Genomic DNA, 15621 nt, shown 5'->3' on the forward strand with positions numbered 1-15621 from the left:
TCAATGGGCTCCTTGCAGCTGGCCGTCGGTGGTGCCCATGTAGGCCTCCATCACCTGCGGATTCCTGGAGACTTCGGCGTACGGCCCTTCGGCCAGCACGGCACCGCGCTGCAGCACCGTGATGGTGTCGGCAATGGTCGAGACCACGCTCATGTTGTGCTCGACCATCAGGATGGTGCGGCCGGCCGACACGCGCTTGATGAGTTCGGCCACGCGGTGCACGTCTTCATGGCCCATGCCCTGCGTGGGCTCGTCGAGCAGCATCAGCTCGGGGTCCATGGCCAGCGTGGTCGCGATCTCGAGCGCGCGCTTGTGGCCGTAGGGCAGGTTCACCGTGAGTTCGTCGGCTTCGTGCGCGAGGCCGACCTCGGCCAGCAGTTCGCGGGCGCGTGCGTCGAGCGGCTCGAGCGTCTTCTCGCTCTTCCAGAAGTGGTACGAGGTGCCGAGCGCGCGCTGCAGTCCGAGGCGCACGTTCTCCAGCAGCGTGAGGTGCGGAAACACCGCCGAGATCTGGAACGAGCGGATGATGCCGCGCCGCGCGATCTGCGCCGGCCGCTCGCCCGTGATGTCCTGCCCGTTGAACAGGATCGTGCCGCTGGTGGGTTCGAGAAACTTGGTGAGCAGGTTGAAGCAGGTGGTCTTGCCGGCGCCGTTCGGGCCGATCAACGCATGGATCGAGCCGCGCACCACCGAGAGATCGACCTTGCTGACCGCAGTGAACCCCTTGAATTCCTTGGTGAGCTGGCGTGTTTCGAGGATGACGTCGCTCATCTCGCGAAGTCGCCCGGGTTCAGGAAAGATATGTGGGTCATGCGGTCCATCTCATCGCGCCACTGTCGAGCGCGGACCGATTGTTCGTGGCCGCCTCCCGCTTGCATACTGGGGCAAATGCCTATGCTGCAGTGCAACCTTCTGCCCGCGGCCGCTCACTGCGGCGCGCGACTGTCGTCACAATGACAATGACCCATCGGTTCGAACCCTTCAGCCCCATGCCGAACTTCCGCTCGCCCGAATTCCTGACCGGCCACATCGTGCACACGCTGGCCTTCTATGAGCCGGTCTGCCGCGACCCATCCGGCGGCTTCTTCCACTTCTTCAAGGACGACGGCACGGTGTACGACCGGCGCACGCGCCACCTCGTCAGCAGCGCGCGCTTCGTCTTCAATCATGCGATGGCGTACCGGCGCTTCGGCGATCCGAAGCACCTCGACGGCGCGCGCCACGGCCTGGCTTTCGTGCAGCGCGCGCATGCGCAGCCGGGCGGCGGCTATGCGTGGCAGGTCGACTGGCACGGCGGCCGCGCCACCGTGCAGGACGGCACGCAGCATTGCTACGGCCTGGCCTTCGTGCTGCTCGCGCATGCGCATGCGCTCATGGCCGGCATCGAAGAAGCGCGCTCAGGGCTCGAGGCCGCCTGGCAGCTGATGGAGCGGCATTTCTGGGAGCCTCGGCACGCGCTCTATGCCGACGAAGCCAGCCCCGACTGGCACGTGGGCACGTACCGCGGCCAGAACGCCAACATGCACGCCTGCGAAGCGATGCTTGCGGCCTTCGAGGCCACGCAGGACGCGCGCTACCTCGATCGCGCGCTCGCGCTGGCGGAGTCGGTCACGGGCCGGCAGGCGGCGCTGGCCGGCGGACTGGTCTGGGAGCACTACCGCGAAGACTGGTCGGTCGACTGGGACTACAACCGCGGCGACAAGAGCAACATCTTCCGGCCCTGGGGCTTCCAGACCGGGCACCTGACCGAGTGGGCCAAGCTGCTGCTGCAACTGGAGCGCGCGCTGGTTGCCGCGGGCCGCGAAGCGGATTGGGCCGTGCCGCGCGCCAGGCACTTCTTCGACACCGCGATGCTGCGTGGCTGGGACGCGGCGCATGGCGGCCTCGTTTATGGATTCGGCCCCGACGGCGCGGTGTGCGACGGCGACAAGTACTTCTGGGTGCAGGCCGAGAGTTTTGCCGCCGCCGCCCTGCTGGCCGTGCGCACCGGCGATGCCGGCTACTGGAGCTGGTACGACCGCATCTGGGCCTGCAGCTGGGCGCATTTCGTCGACCACCGCCATGGCGCGTGGTACCGCATCCTCACGCCCGACAACCGCAAGATCAGCGACGAAAAAAGCCCGGCCGGCAAGACCGACTACCACACCATGGGCGCGTGCTACGACGTGCTGCGCGCACTCGGCGCCTGAAGAGCAGCGCCCGCCCTCAATGCGCGCCGGCTGCGGCGTCGCCCCCGGCACCGCCGCGCTGCGGCTTGGCCAGCCACACCAGCGGAATTAGCAGCAGGAACAGGATCGCCGACGCATAGAAGATGTCGTTGGTGGCCAGCATGAAGGCCTGCTGGTCGACGATGCGGTTGATCTGGCCCATCACCTGCTCGGTGCTCAGGCCGCTGCTCGCCAGCCCCGACATCGCGCTGGCTGCTGCGTTGTTGCCCGGGTTCACCGACTCCGCGAGCTGCGAGTGGTGCAGCGCCGCGCGGTTCTCCCACAGCGTGGTGGTGATCGACGTGCCCATGGCGCCCGCCGTGATGCGCAGGAAGTTCGACAGCCCCGATGCAGCCGGTATGCGGTCGGGCGTGAGGCCCGAGAGCGTGATGGTCACCAGCGGAATGAAGAAGAACGCCATCGCGATGCCCTGGATGATCGTCGGGATGATGATCGTCACGAAGTCGGCCTGCGTGTTGAAGTTCGAGCGCATCCACAGCACCAGCGCAAACACCAGGAACGAGAAGGTGGCGTAGCGGCGCGGATCGATCTTGGCCACCGTGAGCCCGACCACCGGCGAGAAGAAGATCGCCAGCAGCCCCACCGGCGCCATGATCATGCCGGCCTGCGTGGCGGTGTAGCCCATCCATTGCTGCAGCCACAGCGGCAGCAGCACCACGTTGCCGAAGAACAGGCCATAGGCCACGGCGGTGGCCACGGCGCCCGACCAGAAGTTGCGGCGCTTGAAGAGCGACAGGTCGACCACCGGGTGCTTGTCGGTCAGCTCCCAGATCAGGAAGAAGGCGAAGCCGACCACCGCGATCACGGCCATCGTGACGATCTCGGGCGAGTGGAACCAGTCGAGCTCCTTGCCCTTGTCGAGCATGAGCTGCATTGAGCCGACCCACAGCACCAGCAGCGCGAGGCCGATGGCGTCGATCGGCACCTTGTGCGTGTTGCTCTCGCGCTTGCGGTAGAGCGCCCAGGTGATGCCGGCCGCGACGATGCCCACGGGAATGTTGATGTAGAAGATCCACGGCCACGAGATGTTGTCGGTGATCCAGCCGCCCAGCAGCGGCCCCATCACCGGCGCGACCAGCGTGGTCATCGACCACATCGCCATTGCGAGGCCCGCCTTGGCGCGCGGATAGCTCGACAGCAGGAGCGTCTGCGACAGCGGGATCATCGGCCCCGCGACAAAGCCCTGCAGCGCGCGGAACAGGATCAGCGTGGTCATGTTCGGCGCCAGGCCGCACAGGAGCGAGCTGACCATGAACAGGATCACGCTGGCCATGAACAGGCGCACCTGTCCGAAGCGCTGCGTCATGAAGCCCGTGAGCGGCACCGCGATGGCGTTGGCCACCGCGAAGCTGGTGATGACCCAGGTGCCTTGCGTGGTGCTCACGCCCAGGTCGCCCGAGATGGCCGGCAGCGACACGTTCGCGATCGACGAATCGAGCACGTTCATGAAGGTCGCGGCCGACAGCGCGATCGTGCCCCAGACGCGGGCGGCGCCCTCGAGCGGCGGATGCGCAACGTAGGCGGGAGCAGCAGTGGCCATTGGCTTTGCCTCGGAAACCGTGAACGGCGATCAGCCGGGATGGGATTGCGAAGCAGCCTGTGCCGCGGTGCCGGCGGCGGCCGCGGGCACGGCGGAGCGGCCCGCAGCCGGTGCCGGCGCCGCAGAGGCGGCCGGTGCGCCGCGGCCCAGGTTGGCGGCCACGATGCGGTCGACCTCGGCGTCGGCGCCCTGGTCGAGCTTGCTGTAGACCTGCGTCTGCGAGATGGCGGTGGGGCGCGGCGCGTCGGCCAGCATCTTGCCGCTCTTTTGCGAGATGTCGATCTCGGCGTCCATCGACAGGCCGATGCGCAGCGGGTTGGCCTTGAGCTGCTCGGGGTCGAGCGCGATGCGCACGGGCACGCGCTGCACCACCTTGATCCAGTTGCCGGTGGCGTTCTGCGCGGGCAGCAGCGCAAAGGCGCTGCCGGTGCCCACGCCCAGGCCCGCGACCTTGCCGGTGTATTCCACCTTCTTGCCGTAGACGTCGGCCCTGAGCTTCACGGGCTGGTCGATGCGGATGTTGCGCAGCTGCACTTCCTTGAAGTTGGCGTCGACCCACAGCTGGTTCAGCGGCACGATCGACATCATCGGCGTGCCGGCCGCCACGCGCTGGCCGAGCTGCACGGTGCGCTTGGCGACGTAGCCGTCGACCGGCGCCGGCAGCGCGACGCGCTGGGTGGCCAGGTAGGCCTCGCGCACCTTGGCGGCGGCCGCCAGCACGCTCGGGTGCTGGGCCACGCTGGTGCCCTCGGTCAGCGACTGGTTGCTGGCCAGCGCTTCGCGCGCAGCCACCACGCCGGCCTGCGCGGCGGCGAGCTGGCTCTTGGCGTTGTCCAGCGCCGTCTCGGCGTGGTTGAGTTCTTCCTTGGAGACCGCGCCGTTGCCCGACAGCGCGCGGCGGCGCTGCAGGTCGTCCTGCGCCTTGGCGATGTCGCTCTGCGCCTTGACGATGTCGGCCTGGCGCAGCGTGATCTGCGCGGCCAGCGAACCGTTGTTGGCATAGAGCGTGCGCACCTGGCGCACGGCCTGCGCGAGCGCGGCCTCGGCCTGCTCGAGCGCCACCTTCGCATCGGCGGGGTCCAGCTGCACCAGCGGCTGGCCGGCCTTCACGAAGTCGGTGTCGTCGGCATTGATGGCCATGACGGTGCCGCCGATCTGCGGCGTGATCTGGATCACGTTGCCCTGCACGTAGGCGTTGTCGGTGTCCTCGTAGTGGCTGGCCACCAGCCATTCGTAGAGGCCCCAGCCGCCGCCGGCGACGATCACCACGGCCGCCAGCGCAGTCAGTGCGCGGCGGCGCTTGCCGTTGCCGGCGGGTGCTTCGGGAGCTGCGGAAGCGTTGGCTGCAGCGGGCGTCGGAGTGTTGTTGTCGCTCATGATGGAGTTCTTTCCGAAGACGAAAAAAGTCGGTTCAGTTCAGTTCGATGCGGCAGGTGAAGCGGTGGCCGCGGCGGTGGCGGTTGCCGGCGGCTGCCAGCCGCCGCCGAGCGCGCGCGCCAGGCCCACCTGCGTGTCGAGCGCGCGTGCGGCCAGGTCGACCGCCAGCCGGCGCTGCGCGAGCACGGCGGTTTCGGCGGTCAGCACGTTGAGGTAGTTGCCCAGGCCCGCGCGATAGCGCTGCACGGCGATGTCGTAGGCCCCTTCGGCGGCGGCCTGCGCGGCGCGCTGCTCGGCCTGCTGGCGCGTGATCGACTGGGCGCTGGACACCTGGTCGGCCGCGTCATGCACCGCGTCGAGCACGGTGGCGTTGTAGCTCTCGATCGCGGCGTCCAGGTCGGCCGCCTTGCCGCGCAGGTTGGCGCGCAATTGGCCGCCTTCGAAGATCGGCAGGTGGATCGCGGGGCCCACGCCCCACTGCTCGCTGCCCGACTTGAGCAGCTTGCCGAAACCCAGGCTCTGGAAGCCGGCGAAGGCCGTGAGGTTCACGTTGGGATAGAACTGGGTTTTGGCGTTGGCCACGTCGCTGGTGGCGGCCTCGACGCGCCAGCGCGCGGCGGCGATGTCGGCGCGGCGGCCCAGCAGGTCGGCCGGAATGCTGGCCTGCAGCGCCATCGGCTTGACGGCTTCGAGCATCGGCGGCTTGAGCGATGCGGACACGTCGGGCTGGCCCACGAGCGCGTCGAGCGCATGCTGCTGCAGCGCGATCTGCTCGCCGAGGGCTTCGATCTGCTGGCGCGCTTCGGGCAGGCCGCCTTCGCTCTGGCGCAGCTCGAGGCGGGTATCGAGGCCCGCGGACACGCGGTCATGCACCAGCTTGAGCGTTTCCTCGCGCTGGGCCAGCGTGCGCCGCGCCACGCCGAGCTGCTCGTTCAGGCGCGCCCACTGGAAGTAGCTGCGCGCCACGTTGCTGGCCAGCAGCACGCGCGCGGCATCGGCGTCGGCTGCTGCGGCGTTGGCGGCGCCGATGGCGGCTTCGAGCGCGGTGCGGTTCTTGCCGAAGAAGTCGAGCTCCCAGTTCGCGCCGAGCTGCAGCAGGCCGATGTTCTGCGTGGAGCCGCCGAGCGGCGCGGGATAGATGTAGTTGCTGTTGAACTTCTGGCGCTTGAGGTCGAGTTCGCCGTTGACCTTGGGCTTCAGTGCCGACTCGGCGATGTCCGCCGAGGCCTGCGCGCGCGCGAGCCGCGCCCGCGCCACCTGCAGGTTCGGATTGCCGGCCACGGCCTGGTCGATCAGCGTGTTGAGCTGCGCATCGCCAAAGGCGAGCCACCATTGGCGCTCGACGGCCGGCACGGCGGCGGCGCTGCGGTCCGCGGCAAGGCCGAGCGACGCGGCGTCGCGCAGCCTGGCCTCGGAGCCGATGCCGGCCATGTCGGCGCAGCCGGCCAGCACGGCCACAAGCAGCACGGCGGCAACAACGGGGGTGCGGCGCAAGGCGCGCGCGGCAAGGGATTCAGTCATTTTTATCTCCACGGGCCGCCAGGGCCTGGGCGTTGTCGAGAATGCGGCGCAGGTAGCCCTTGAGCTGCTCCCACTCCTCCTTGGTGAAGCCCGCCAGGTGCTCGTTCTGCACGCGGCTCAGCACGTACGGCACCTCCTGGGCGGCGGCGCGGCCTTCCTCGGTGAGCTCGATGTTGACCACGCGCCGGTCTTCCAGCGAACGCACGCGGCGGCACAGGCCCTTGGCCTCGAGGCGGTCGAGCAGGCGCGTCATGGCACCCGCGTCGAGCTCGCAGGCCCGGGCCAGTTCGGCCACCGTGGTGGCAGCGCCGACATGCAGCTTGTACAGCGGCAACCATTGCGGAAAAGTGGGACCACCGGGCTCGCACATACGGGTTTCTACCGCCTGGGCCACCGCGCTGAGGATGCGGCGCATCAAATACCCGATGCTTTCCTCGGCCTTGTAGTCCTCGGCACGGTAGAAATCGACCGGCCGGCGCCCGGCGTCGCCGGAGGCTGGCGGGAGTTGCGGATTGTCTGCATCGCTCATGGGTCGGAATATTAATTGTCTGGGCAATTATTGTCAAGGCCACCTTTGCGATGGCAAGGGTCGGTAGAATCCGCGCCATGGCTTCTTCCCCTCTGTCTTCACCGGCCAAGGGCTCGCCCCGATCGCTGTCGGGCCTGAGCCCTTTTCTTCGGCCCTACCGCGTCCAGATCGTGCTGGCGGGCATCTTCCTGGTGATGGCCGCCGTCACCACGCTGGTGTTTCCGCTGGCGCTGCGCAGCCTGATCGACGGCGGTTTGGTGAGCGCCGACAAGGGCGCGCAGACCATGGCGCTGCGCGAGCACTTCGGCGCCCTGTTTGCGGTGGCCGTGGCGCTCGGCCTCTTTTCGGCGGCGCGCTTCTATACGGTGAGCTGGCTCGGCGAACGCGTCACGGCCGACCTGCGCAACGCCGTCTACGGCCACGTGTTGCGCCAGAGCCCGGCGTTCTTCGAGACCACCCAGACCGGCGAAGTGCTGTCGCGCCTCACGGCCGACACCACGCTGGTCCAGACCGTGGTCGGCTCGTCGCTGAGCATGGGCCTGCGCAATGCCGTCATGGGGGTGGGTGCGCTGGCGGTGCTGATCTGGACCAACCCCTATGTGATGGTCCAGGTGCTGGGCATCCTGGTGCTGGTGGTGCTGCCGAGCATGTGGTTCGGACGGCGCGTGCGCAAGCTCTCGCGCGCGAGCCAGGACCGCGTGGCCGATTCGAGCGCCATCGCGGCCGAGGTGCTCAACGCAATTCCGGTGGTGCAGAGCTACACAGCCGAATCGCGCGAGGCCGGCCGCTTCAAGGCCTCGACCGAGAACGCCTTCAAGACCGCGGTGCGCCGCACCAAGGCGCGTTCGGTGCTGGTGGCCTTCATCATCATCGCCACCTCGGCGGCGCTGCTCTGGGGCCTCTACCAGGGCACGCAGGCGGTGCTGCGCGGCGACATCACGGCCGGCCACCTGGGCCAGACGGTGGTGTACGTGGCCATTCTTGCGAGTGCGACCGCGGTGCTCGGCGAGGTCTACGGCGACCTGCTGCGCGCGGCCGGCGCAACCGAGCGCCTGATGGAACTGCTGCATGCCCCGGCGGCCATCGTTTCACCACCCGATCCGGTGGCTGCGCCCGTCCCCGTGGCCGGTAGCGCCGTCCGGCTCGAGGCGGTGACCTTCCACTACCCCTCGCGGCCCGGCACGCCGGCGCTCAAGGACTTCAGCCTCGACATCGCGCCCGGCGAAACGGTGGCCCTGGTGGGATCGAGCGGCGCCGGCAAGAGCACGGTGTTCCAGCTGCTGCTGCGCTACTACGATCCGCAGTCCGGCCGCCTGCTGCTGGACGGCGCGCCGCTGGCCTCGCTCGCGCTGCCCGAGTTGCGCACCCGCATTGGCCTGGTGCCGCAGGACGCCGTGATCTTCTCGGCCAGCGCCTTGGAGAACATCCGCTACGGCCGCCCCGACGCGACCACCGACGAAGTGCATGCCGCCGCGCGCGCGGCCTTCGCGCACGATTTCCTGCAGGCGCTGCCCGAGGGCTACGACACCTTCCTGGGCGAGCGCGGGGTGCGCCTGTCGGGCGGGCAGCGCCAGCGCATCGCGATTGCGCGCGCCATTCTCAAGAACCCGCCGCTGCTGCTGCTCGACGAAGCCACCAGCGCGCTCGATGCGGAGAGCGAGCGCATGGTGCAGGCGGCGCTCGAATCGGCCATGGAAGGCCGCACAACGCTGGTGATTGCGCACCGCCTGGCCACCGTGCAGAAGGCCGACCGCATCATCGTGCTGGACCATGGCGGCATCGTCGAACAGGGAACGCACGCCACGCTGGTGGCGCAAGGCGGGGTCTATGCCCGCCTGGCCGCGCTGCAGTTCACGGCTTGATGCTGGACCGGCTGCAGGCTACTGCAGCGTTTCCTTGAGCGCCGCGGGAATGGGCAGGGCCATCACCGGAATGCCCTCTTCGAGCAGCGCCTCGGCCTGCTCGCGGGTCGCCTGGCCGCGGATGCCGCGCTCTTCGGCTTCGCCGTAGTGCATCCTGCGCGCCTCGTCGGCAAACCGGTCGCCCACGTCCTCGGTCTTTGCGAGCACCTCGCGCACGGCGCGCATCCAGCGGGCTTCCGGGGACTGTTCGGCGGGTGCCTGGGCCTTGGCGGGCGCCGAAGATGGCAATGCCGATGCCGCAGCGACCTCTGCCGGCGCCTTCGCGTTGCCCAGGTTCAGGCGCGGCGCGCTCAGCAGCTTGACGATGCGCGTGTCGGCGCACACCGGGCATTCCACCAGTCCGGCGGCCAGCTGGGTTTCGAAAGCTTCATTGGACGCAAACCAGCCTTCGAAGCCGTGGCCATGCGAGCAGCGCAGATCGAGAACCTTCATGCGCGGATTATCCCGCGCCGCCCTGCGAAGCGGTGGCTTGCCAATCGAGTGACCATGCACCCGAAAGAACGTTCTGCAGCCACAGCGTGCAGGTCAGCGACTTGGCATCGGTGAGCGTGCCGTCGCGGCACCAGAGCGCAACTTCGGCCGGCGTGGCCGTGAACACGTCGAGAAACTCGCCATGATCGAGCTGCCGCTTGCCGAGCGACAGGCCGCGCGCAAAGTAGATGTGGATGATCTCGGTGGAATACGCCACGGCCAGGTGCATGGCGCCGGCGTAGGCCCATTCGCTCGCGGTGTAGCCGGTTTCCTCGAGCAGTTCGCGCTGGCCGCACACCAGCGGGTCTTCGCCCGCATCGAGCTTGCCGGCCGGAAACTCGACCATCACGTGCCCGACCGGATAGCGGTACTGCCGCTCCAGCACCACGCGGCCGTCGTCGAGCAGCGGAATCACCACCACCGCGCCCGGGTGGATCACGTACTCGCGCGTGGCGCTGTGGCCGTCGGGCAGGCGCACGGTGTCGCGGCAGACCTGGAGGAAGTTGCCCTTGACCAGCACCTCGCTGGCCGTGCGTTCTTCCTTCAGGTGCGAATCGGCGATGGGAGAAGTCATGTCGGTCATCCGTGCCTGTGCTTCATGAGGTAGCGCCAGGTGAACCCTGGAAAGGCCAGCACGATGAAAAGCGCGCCGGTCACCGCGTAGAACTCCCAGCCCTGCGGGGCGATCTGCCCTGCCCGGCTTTCGAACAGCAAACCCACGCCGCCCGCGGCGAAGTACAGCACCACCAGTTCGGCGAGCCGCACAGCCAGAGGCTTGGGCCGCGTGGCCAGGGGCACGACGCCGAACAGCCGGTCATTGAAGAACGGCAGGTTGGCCGCCAGCAGCGCCACCAGCAGAACGACCCAGACCGATGCGGTTTGCGACACCGTGGGCGGGCCGGGATCAGTTCGCCAGCGTGGCCACGATGGCCTTGGCGCACAGCGTCATGAGGCCGCCGGGCACGATGCCCAGCACGAGGATCAGCAGGCCGTTGATCGACAGCACGGTGCGCACGTCGCGCGGTGCCGACACGGTGCTGGCCGTGACCGGAGCGTCGAAGTACATGACCTTGACCACGCGCAGGTAGTAGAAGGCGCCGATCAGCGACATGACCACCGCAAACACCGCCAGGCCGATGTAGAGCGCCTGGCCCGAGGCGATCAGCGCCTGCAGCACCGCCAGCTTGGCGTAGAAACCGACCAGCGGCGGCAGGCCCGCGAGCGAGAACATCGCGATGGCCATCACGCCGGCGTACAGCGGGCTGCGCTGGTTCAGGCCGGCCAGGTCGGTGATCTCTTCGCTTTCGAAACCCTCGCGCGCCAGCAGCAGGATGATGCCGAAGCTCGCCAGTGTGGTCAGCACGTAGGTCACGATGTAGAACATCGAGGCGCTGTAGGCGAACTGTGCGTTGTAGGTGTTGCCGTTGACCACGCCCGCCACCAGGCCGAGCAGCATGAAGCCCATCTGCGCAATGGTCGAGTAGGCCAGCATGCGCTTGAGGTTGGTCTGCGCGATGGCGGCCAGGTTGCCCACCAGCAGCGAGGCGATGGCCAGGAGCGCCAGCATCTGCTGCCAGTCGATGGCCAGCGGCAGCAGCCCTTCCACCAGCAGGCGGATGATGATGGCAAAGGCGGCCAGCTCGGGCGCCGCGCCGATCAGCAGCGTGACCGCCGTCGGGGCGCCCTGGTAGACGTCGGGCACCCACATGTGGAAAGGCGCCGCCCCCACCTTGAAGGCCAGGCCTGCCACGATGAACACCAGGCCGAACACCAGCACCTGGTGGTTCACCTTGCCGCTCGCGATGATCTTGAACACTTCGTTGGTGTCGAGCGAACCGGTCGCGCCGTACAGCATCGACAGGCCATAGAGCAGGAAGCCGCTGGCCATGGCGCCGAGCACGAAGTACTTCATGGCCGCTTCGCTGGCCACCGCGTTGTCGCGGCGCAGCGCCACCAGCGCATAGCTCGACAGCGTGAGCAGTTCGAGGCCCAGGTAGATCAAGAGGAAGTTGCTGCCCGAGATCATCACGAACATGCCCAGCAGCGCGAACATGCCGATGGTGAACATCTCGCCGCCGCGCAGCATGTCGCGGTCCGCCGCATAGGGCCGTCCGTAGACCAGCGTGACCATCAGGGCCACCGTGGCAAAGCACTTGAGCCAGTTGCCCATGGGATCGCTCACGACCATGCCGCCGAAGCCGTAGACCGTCTTGCCGTCGTTGGCGGCAAGGCCCGTGAGCACGGCCACCACGGCCAGCGTGAGCAGCGTCAGGATGTAGGTGCGCGTGCGCTGCGCACTGGTGCTCGACAGGTCGACCAGCGCAATGATGCAGGCCATGACCAGCAGCACGATTTCGGGGTAGATCGCGACCCAGCTGAGTTTGTCAATCATCTCGTTCTCTTCTTCAGCGTGGCTGGACGGCGCAGGGCCGCCCCAAGCCGGTCCAGGGCCCCCTCGGGGGGCAGAGCAGCGGCGTAGCCGCAAACGTGGGGGTCATATCAGGGCAGCTTCGAGATCGCCACATGGCGAAGAAGCTCGGTCACGGAAGCGTCCATCACATCGGTGAATGGCTTCGGATGGATGCCCATCCACAGCACGGCAATGGCCAGCAGCGACAGCATCAGGAATTCGCGGGCATTGATGTCGGTGAGTTCCTTGACGTGGTCGTTGCCGACCGGGCCGAGGTACACGCGCTTGTACATCCACAGGGTGTAGGCCGCGCCGAAGATCAGCGCGGTGGCGGCGCCAGCGCCGATCCAGAAGTTGGCCTTGACCGCACCCAGGATGACCATCCACTCGCCCACGAAACCGGCGGTGCCCGGCAGGCCGCAATTGGCCATGGCGAACAGCAGCGCGAACGCGGCGAACTTGGGCATGGTGTTGACCACGCCGCCGTAGTCGGCGATCTGGCGCGAATGCACGCGGTCGTAGAGCACGCCGATGCCAAGGAACATGGCGCCCGACACGAAGCCGTGGGCAATCATCTGCACGATGCCGCCGGAGACGCCCAGCTCGTTGAAGATGAAGAAGCCGAGCGTCACGAAGCCCATGTGGGCAACCGACGAGTAGGCCACGAGCTTCTTCATGTCTTCCTGCACCAGTGCCACCAGGCCGACGTAGATCACCGCGATCAGCGACAGCGCGATCATGAGCCAGGCCCATTCGTGCGAGGCGTCGGGTGCGATCGGCATCGAGAAGCGCAGGAAGCCGTAGGCGCCGAGCTTCAGCATGATCGCGGCCAGCACGGCCGAGCCGCCGGTCGGCGCCTCGACGTGCACGTCCGGCAACCAGGTGTGGACCGGCCACATCGGCACCTTGACGGCGAAGGCGGCAAAGAACGCGAAGAACAGGAAGGTCTGCGCCGTCGAGCCCAGCGGCAGCTTGTGCCAGCTCAGGATGTCGAAGCTGCCGCCCGACTTGTTGTACAGGTAGATCAGCGCCACCAGCATCAGCAGGGAGCCGAGCAAGGTGTAGATGAAGAACTTGAAGGCCGCGTAGATCTTGTTCGGGCCGCCCCAGATGCCGATGATCAGGTACATCGGGATCAGCGTGGCTTCGAAGAACACGTAGAACAGGATGCCGTCCAGCGCGGCGAACACGCCGATCATGAAGCCCGAGAGGATCAGGAACGCGCCCATGTACTGGTTCACGCGCTCGGTGATCACTTCCCAGGCCGAGATCACGACCACCACGGTGATGAACGAGGTCAGCAGCACCAGCCAGAGCGACAGGCCGTCGACACCCAGGTGGTAGTTGACATTGAAGCGCGCGATCCAGCTGCCCTTCTCGACGAACTGCATCGCGGCGGTGCCGTTCTCGAAGCCCGTGTAAAGCGGCACGGTCACCAGGAAGCTCACGATCGCGCCGACCAGCGCGACCCAGCGCACGCCCCTGGCATGCTCGTCACGGCCGAACGCCAGCAACGCGACACCGAATGCGATCGGCACCCAGATGGCAAGGCTCAACAAACCCATTTTTGTTTTTCTCCAGCGCTAAAGCTCAGCGTTTGAACCAGACGAAGTACGTCATCAGGATGAAGATGCCGAGCAGCATCGCGAAGGCGTAGTGATAGATGTAGCCCGACTGCAGCCAGCGCACCGCGCCGGAGATGCGGCCCACGACCTTCCACGAGCCGTTGACCATCGCGCCGTCGATCAGCGCCTGGTCGCCGCCCTTCCACAGCCCGGTGCCGAAGGCACGCGCACCGCGGGCGAGGATGTTCTCGTTGATCCAGTCGAGGTAGTACTTGTTGTCGAGCAGGCGGTAGACCGGGCCGAAGGCGCGCTTGATCGCGGCCGGCAGCGCCGGGTTGACCATGTACATGTAGAACGACAGCACCACGCCGGCCAGCGCCAGCCAGAACGGCGGGGTCTGCAGGCCATGGATCGCCATGGCCAGCGGGCCGTGGAAGGCTTCTTCGAGCTCCTTCATGGCATGGTGCTTGTTTGCGTCGACGGCGATGGCGCCCTTGAAGAACTCGCCGAAGAGCATCGGCTCGATCGTCATGAAGCCGATCACCACCGACGGGATCGCCAGCAGCACCAGCGGCAGCCACACCACCCAGGGCGATTCGTGCGGCTTGTGGCCGTGGCCATGGTCGTCGTCGTGCTCCGCGTGTTCGTCGTGGTGGTGCGCATCAGGGTTCTGGTCGTAGCGCTCCTTGCCGTGGAACACCAGGAAGTACATGCGGAACGAATAGAACGCCGTCACGAACACGCCGGCCAGCACCGCGTAGTAGGCGAACTGCGCGCCCCACAGGTGGCTTTCGTGCACCGCTTCGATGATGCTGTCCTTCGAGTAGAAGCCGGCGAAGAACGGCGTGCCGATCAGCGCGAGCGAACCCAGGAGCGAGGTGATCCAGGTGATCGGCATGTACTTGCGCACGCCGCCCATCCAGCGGATGTCCTGGTTGTGGTGCATGCCGATGATCACCGAGCCCGCGCCCAGGAACAGCAGCGCCTTGAAGAAGGCATGCGTCATCAGGTGGAACACCGCGACCGAGTAGGCCGAGGCACCGAGCGCCACCGTCATGTAGCCCAGCTGCGAGAGCGTCGAGTACGCGACCACGCGCTTGATGTCGTTCTGGATGATGCCGAGGAAACCCATGAACAGCGCCGTGATGGCACCGATCACCAGGATGAAGCTCAGGGCCGTGTCGCTGAGTTCGAACAGCGGCGACATGCGCGCCACCATGAAGATGCCGGCCGTCACCATGGTTGCGGCGTGGATCAGCGCGGAGATGGGCGTCGGGCCTTCCATCGAGTCGGGCAGCCACACGTGCAGCGGGAACTGCGCGCTCTTGCCCATGGCGCCGATGAACAGGCAGATGCAGATCACGGTCACCAGCATCCACTCGGTGCCGGGGAAGGTGATGCCGGCCAGCGTGTTGGCCTTGGCGAAGGCTTCGCCGTAGTTCAGCGTGCCGGCGTAGGCGGCGATCAGGCCGATGCCCAGGATGAAGCCGAAGTCGCCCACGCGGTTGACCAGGAAGGCCTTCATGTTCGCGAAGATCGCGGTCGGCTTGTTGAACCAGAAGCCGATCAGCAGGTACGACACCAGGCCCACCGCCTCCCAGCCGAAGAACAGCTGGAGCATGTTGTTGCTCATGACGAGCATCAGCATCGAGAAGGTGAACAGCGAGATGTAGGCGAAGAAGCGGTTGTAGCCTTCGTCCTCTTCCATGTAGCCGATGGTGTAGACGTGCACCATCAGCGAGACGAAGGTCACCACGCACATCATCATGGCCGTGAGGCCGTCGACCAGGAAGCCGACTTCCATCTTCAGGCCGCCCACCACCATCCATTCATAGATGGTGGCGTTGAAGCGGGCGCCGTCGGCCACCACGCTCTTGAGCGTCATGGCCGAGATGATGAAGGCGACGAGCACGCCGAGGATGGTCAGCGAATGCGTGACCTTGCGGCCGATGTGATTGCCGCCGAACTTGGTGCCGAACAGGCCGGCGACGACGGCGCCGACCAGGGGTGCCAGCGGAACGGCCAGCAGGGTGGATGCGGAAAGGGTTGCGCTCATGT

13 protein-coding genes are annotated in these 15621 nt (G+C 67.2%); 2 read left to right on the forward strand and 11 right to left on the reverse strand.

Features of this window, described 5'->3' with window-relative positions; all coding sequences use genetic code 11:
- Complete coding sequence (locus tag AC1DMS_RS24720) at positions 1-771, reverse strand: ABC transporter ATP-binding protein (protein ID WP_012748584.1); 771 nt, start codon at positions 769-771, stop codon at positions 1-3.
- 182 nt (positions 772-953) lie between these two features.
- On the opposite strand from AC1DMS_RS24720, the gene AC1DMS_RS24725 reads away from it, so the two are divergent.
- Positions 954-2189, forward strand: a complete 1236-nt coding sequence (locus AC1DMS_RS24725) for an AGE family epimerase/isomerase (RefSeq protein ID WP_478181928.1) — start codon at positions 954-956, stop codon at positions 2187-2189.
- Between the two features lie 16 nt (positions 2190-2205).
- Here AC1DMS_RS24725 and AC1DMS_RS24730 read toward each other — a convergent pair whose 3' ends face one another.
- From AC1DMS_RS24730 to AC1DMS_RS24745, 4 genes are read right to left on the reverse strand one after another with little or no spacing between them, the layout of a single operon-like run.
- Positions 2206-3768 carry a DHA2 family efflux MFS transporter permease subunit gene (locus tag AC1DMS_RS24730; RefSeq protein ID WP_012748586.1) on the reverse strand — a complete coding sequence of 521 codons (1563 nt, stop codon included), beginning with the start codon at positions 3766-3768 and terminating at the stop codon, positions 2206-2208.
- A gap of 30 nt (positions 3769-3798) precedes the next feature.
- Positions 3799-5145 carry an HlyD/EmrA/EmrK family protein gene (locus tag AC1DMS_RS24735; RefSeq protein ID WP_012748587.1) on the reverse strand — a complete coding sequence of 449 codons (1347 nt, stop codon included), beginning with the start codon at positions 5143-5145 and terminating at the stop codon, positions 3799-3801.
- A 39-nt stretch (positions 5146-5184) separates the two neighbouring features.
- On the reverse strand, positions 5185-6666 hold the full coding sequence (locus AC1DMS_RS24740; RefSeq protein WP_478181929.1) for an efflux transporter outer membrane subunit: 1482 nt from the start codon (positions 6664-6666) through the stop codon (positions 5185-5187).
- Positions 6659-7195, reverse strand: a complete 537-nt coding sequence (locus AC1DMS_RS24745) for a MarR family winged helix-turn-helix transcriptional regulator (RefSeq protein ID WP_012748589.1) — start codon at positions 7193-7195, stop codon at positions 6659-6661. The genes AC1DMS_RS24740 and AC1DMS_RS24745 overlap by 8 nt, the downstream gene beginning before the upstream one ends.
- A 77-nt stretch (positions 7196-7272) precedes the next feature.
- Here AC1DMS_RS24745 and AC1DMS_RS24750 point away from each other — a divergent pair, with 77 nt between their 5' ends.
- Entirely contained in the window at positions 7273-9057 is a 1785-nt protein-coding gene (locus AC1DMS_RS24750; protein WP_478181930.1) for an ABC transporter transmembrane domain-containing protein, read from the forward strand.
- A gap of 18 nt (positions 9058-9075) precedes the next feature.
- Here AC1DMS_RS24750 and AC1DMS_RS24755 read toward each other — a convergent pair whose 3' ends face one another.
- From AC1DMS_RS24755 to nuoL, 6 genes are all read right to left on the reverse strand, one after another.
- Positions 9076-9549 (reverse strand): DUF1178 family protein, encoded by a 474-nt coding sequence (locus tag AC1DMS_RS24755; protein ID WP_412511378.1) that lies wholly within the window; start codon positions 9547-9549, stop codon positions 9076-9078.
- A gap of 7 nt (positions 9550-9556) precedes the next feature.
- Positions 9557-10162: an NUDIX domain-containing protein gene (locus tag AC1DMS_RS24760; protein WP_026284159.1), complete on the reverse strand. Its 606-nt coding sequence runs from the start codon at positions 10160-10162 to the stop codon at positions 9557-9559.
- A gap of 5 nt (positions 10163-10167) precedes the next feature.
- Complete coding sequence (locus AC1DMS_RS24765) at positions 10168-10476, reverse strand: DUF2818 family protein (RefSeq protein WP_012748593.1); 309 nt, start codon at positions 10474-10476, stop codon at positions 10168-10170.
- 16 nt (positions 10477-10492) lie between these two features.
- Positions 10493-11980 (reverse strand): NADH-quinone oxidoreductase subunit NuoN, encoded by a 1488-nt coding sequence (gene nuoN / locus AC1DMS_RS24770; RefSeq protein WP_012748594.1) that lies wholly within the window; start codon positions 11978-11980, stop codon positions 10493-10495.
- Between the two features lie 107 nt (positions 11981-12087).
- Positions 12088-13563 carry an NADH-quinone oxidoreductase subunit M gene (locus tag AC1DMS_RS24775; protein WP_062366440.1) on the reverse strand — a complete coding sequence of 492 codons (1476 nt, stop codon included), beginning with the start codon at positions 13561-13563 and terminating at the stop codon, positions 12088-12090.
- A 25-nt stretch (positions 13564-13588) separates the two neighbouring features.
- On the reverse strand, positions 13589-15619 hold the full coding sequence (gene nuoL / locus AC1DMS_RS24780) for an NADH-quinone oxidoreductase subunit L (protein WP_478181931.1): 2031 nt from the start codon (positions 15617-15619) through the stop codon (positions 13589-13591).
- Positions 15620-15621: the final 2 nt, after the last annotated feature.

The organism is Variovorax sp. 05T418 (assembly GCF_056396385.1).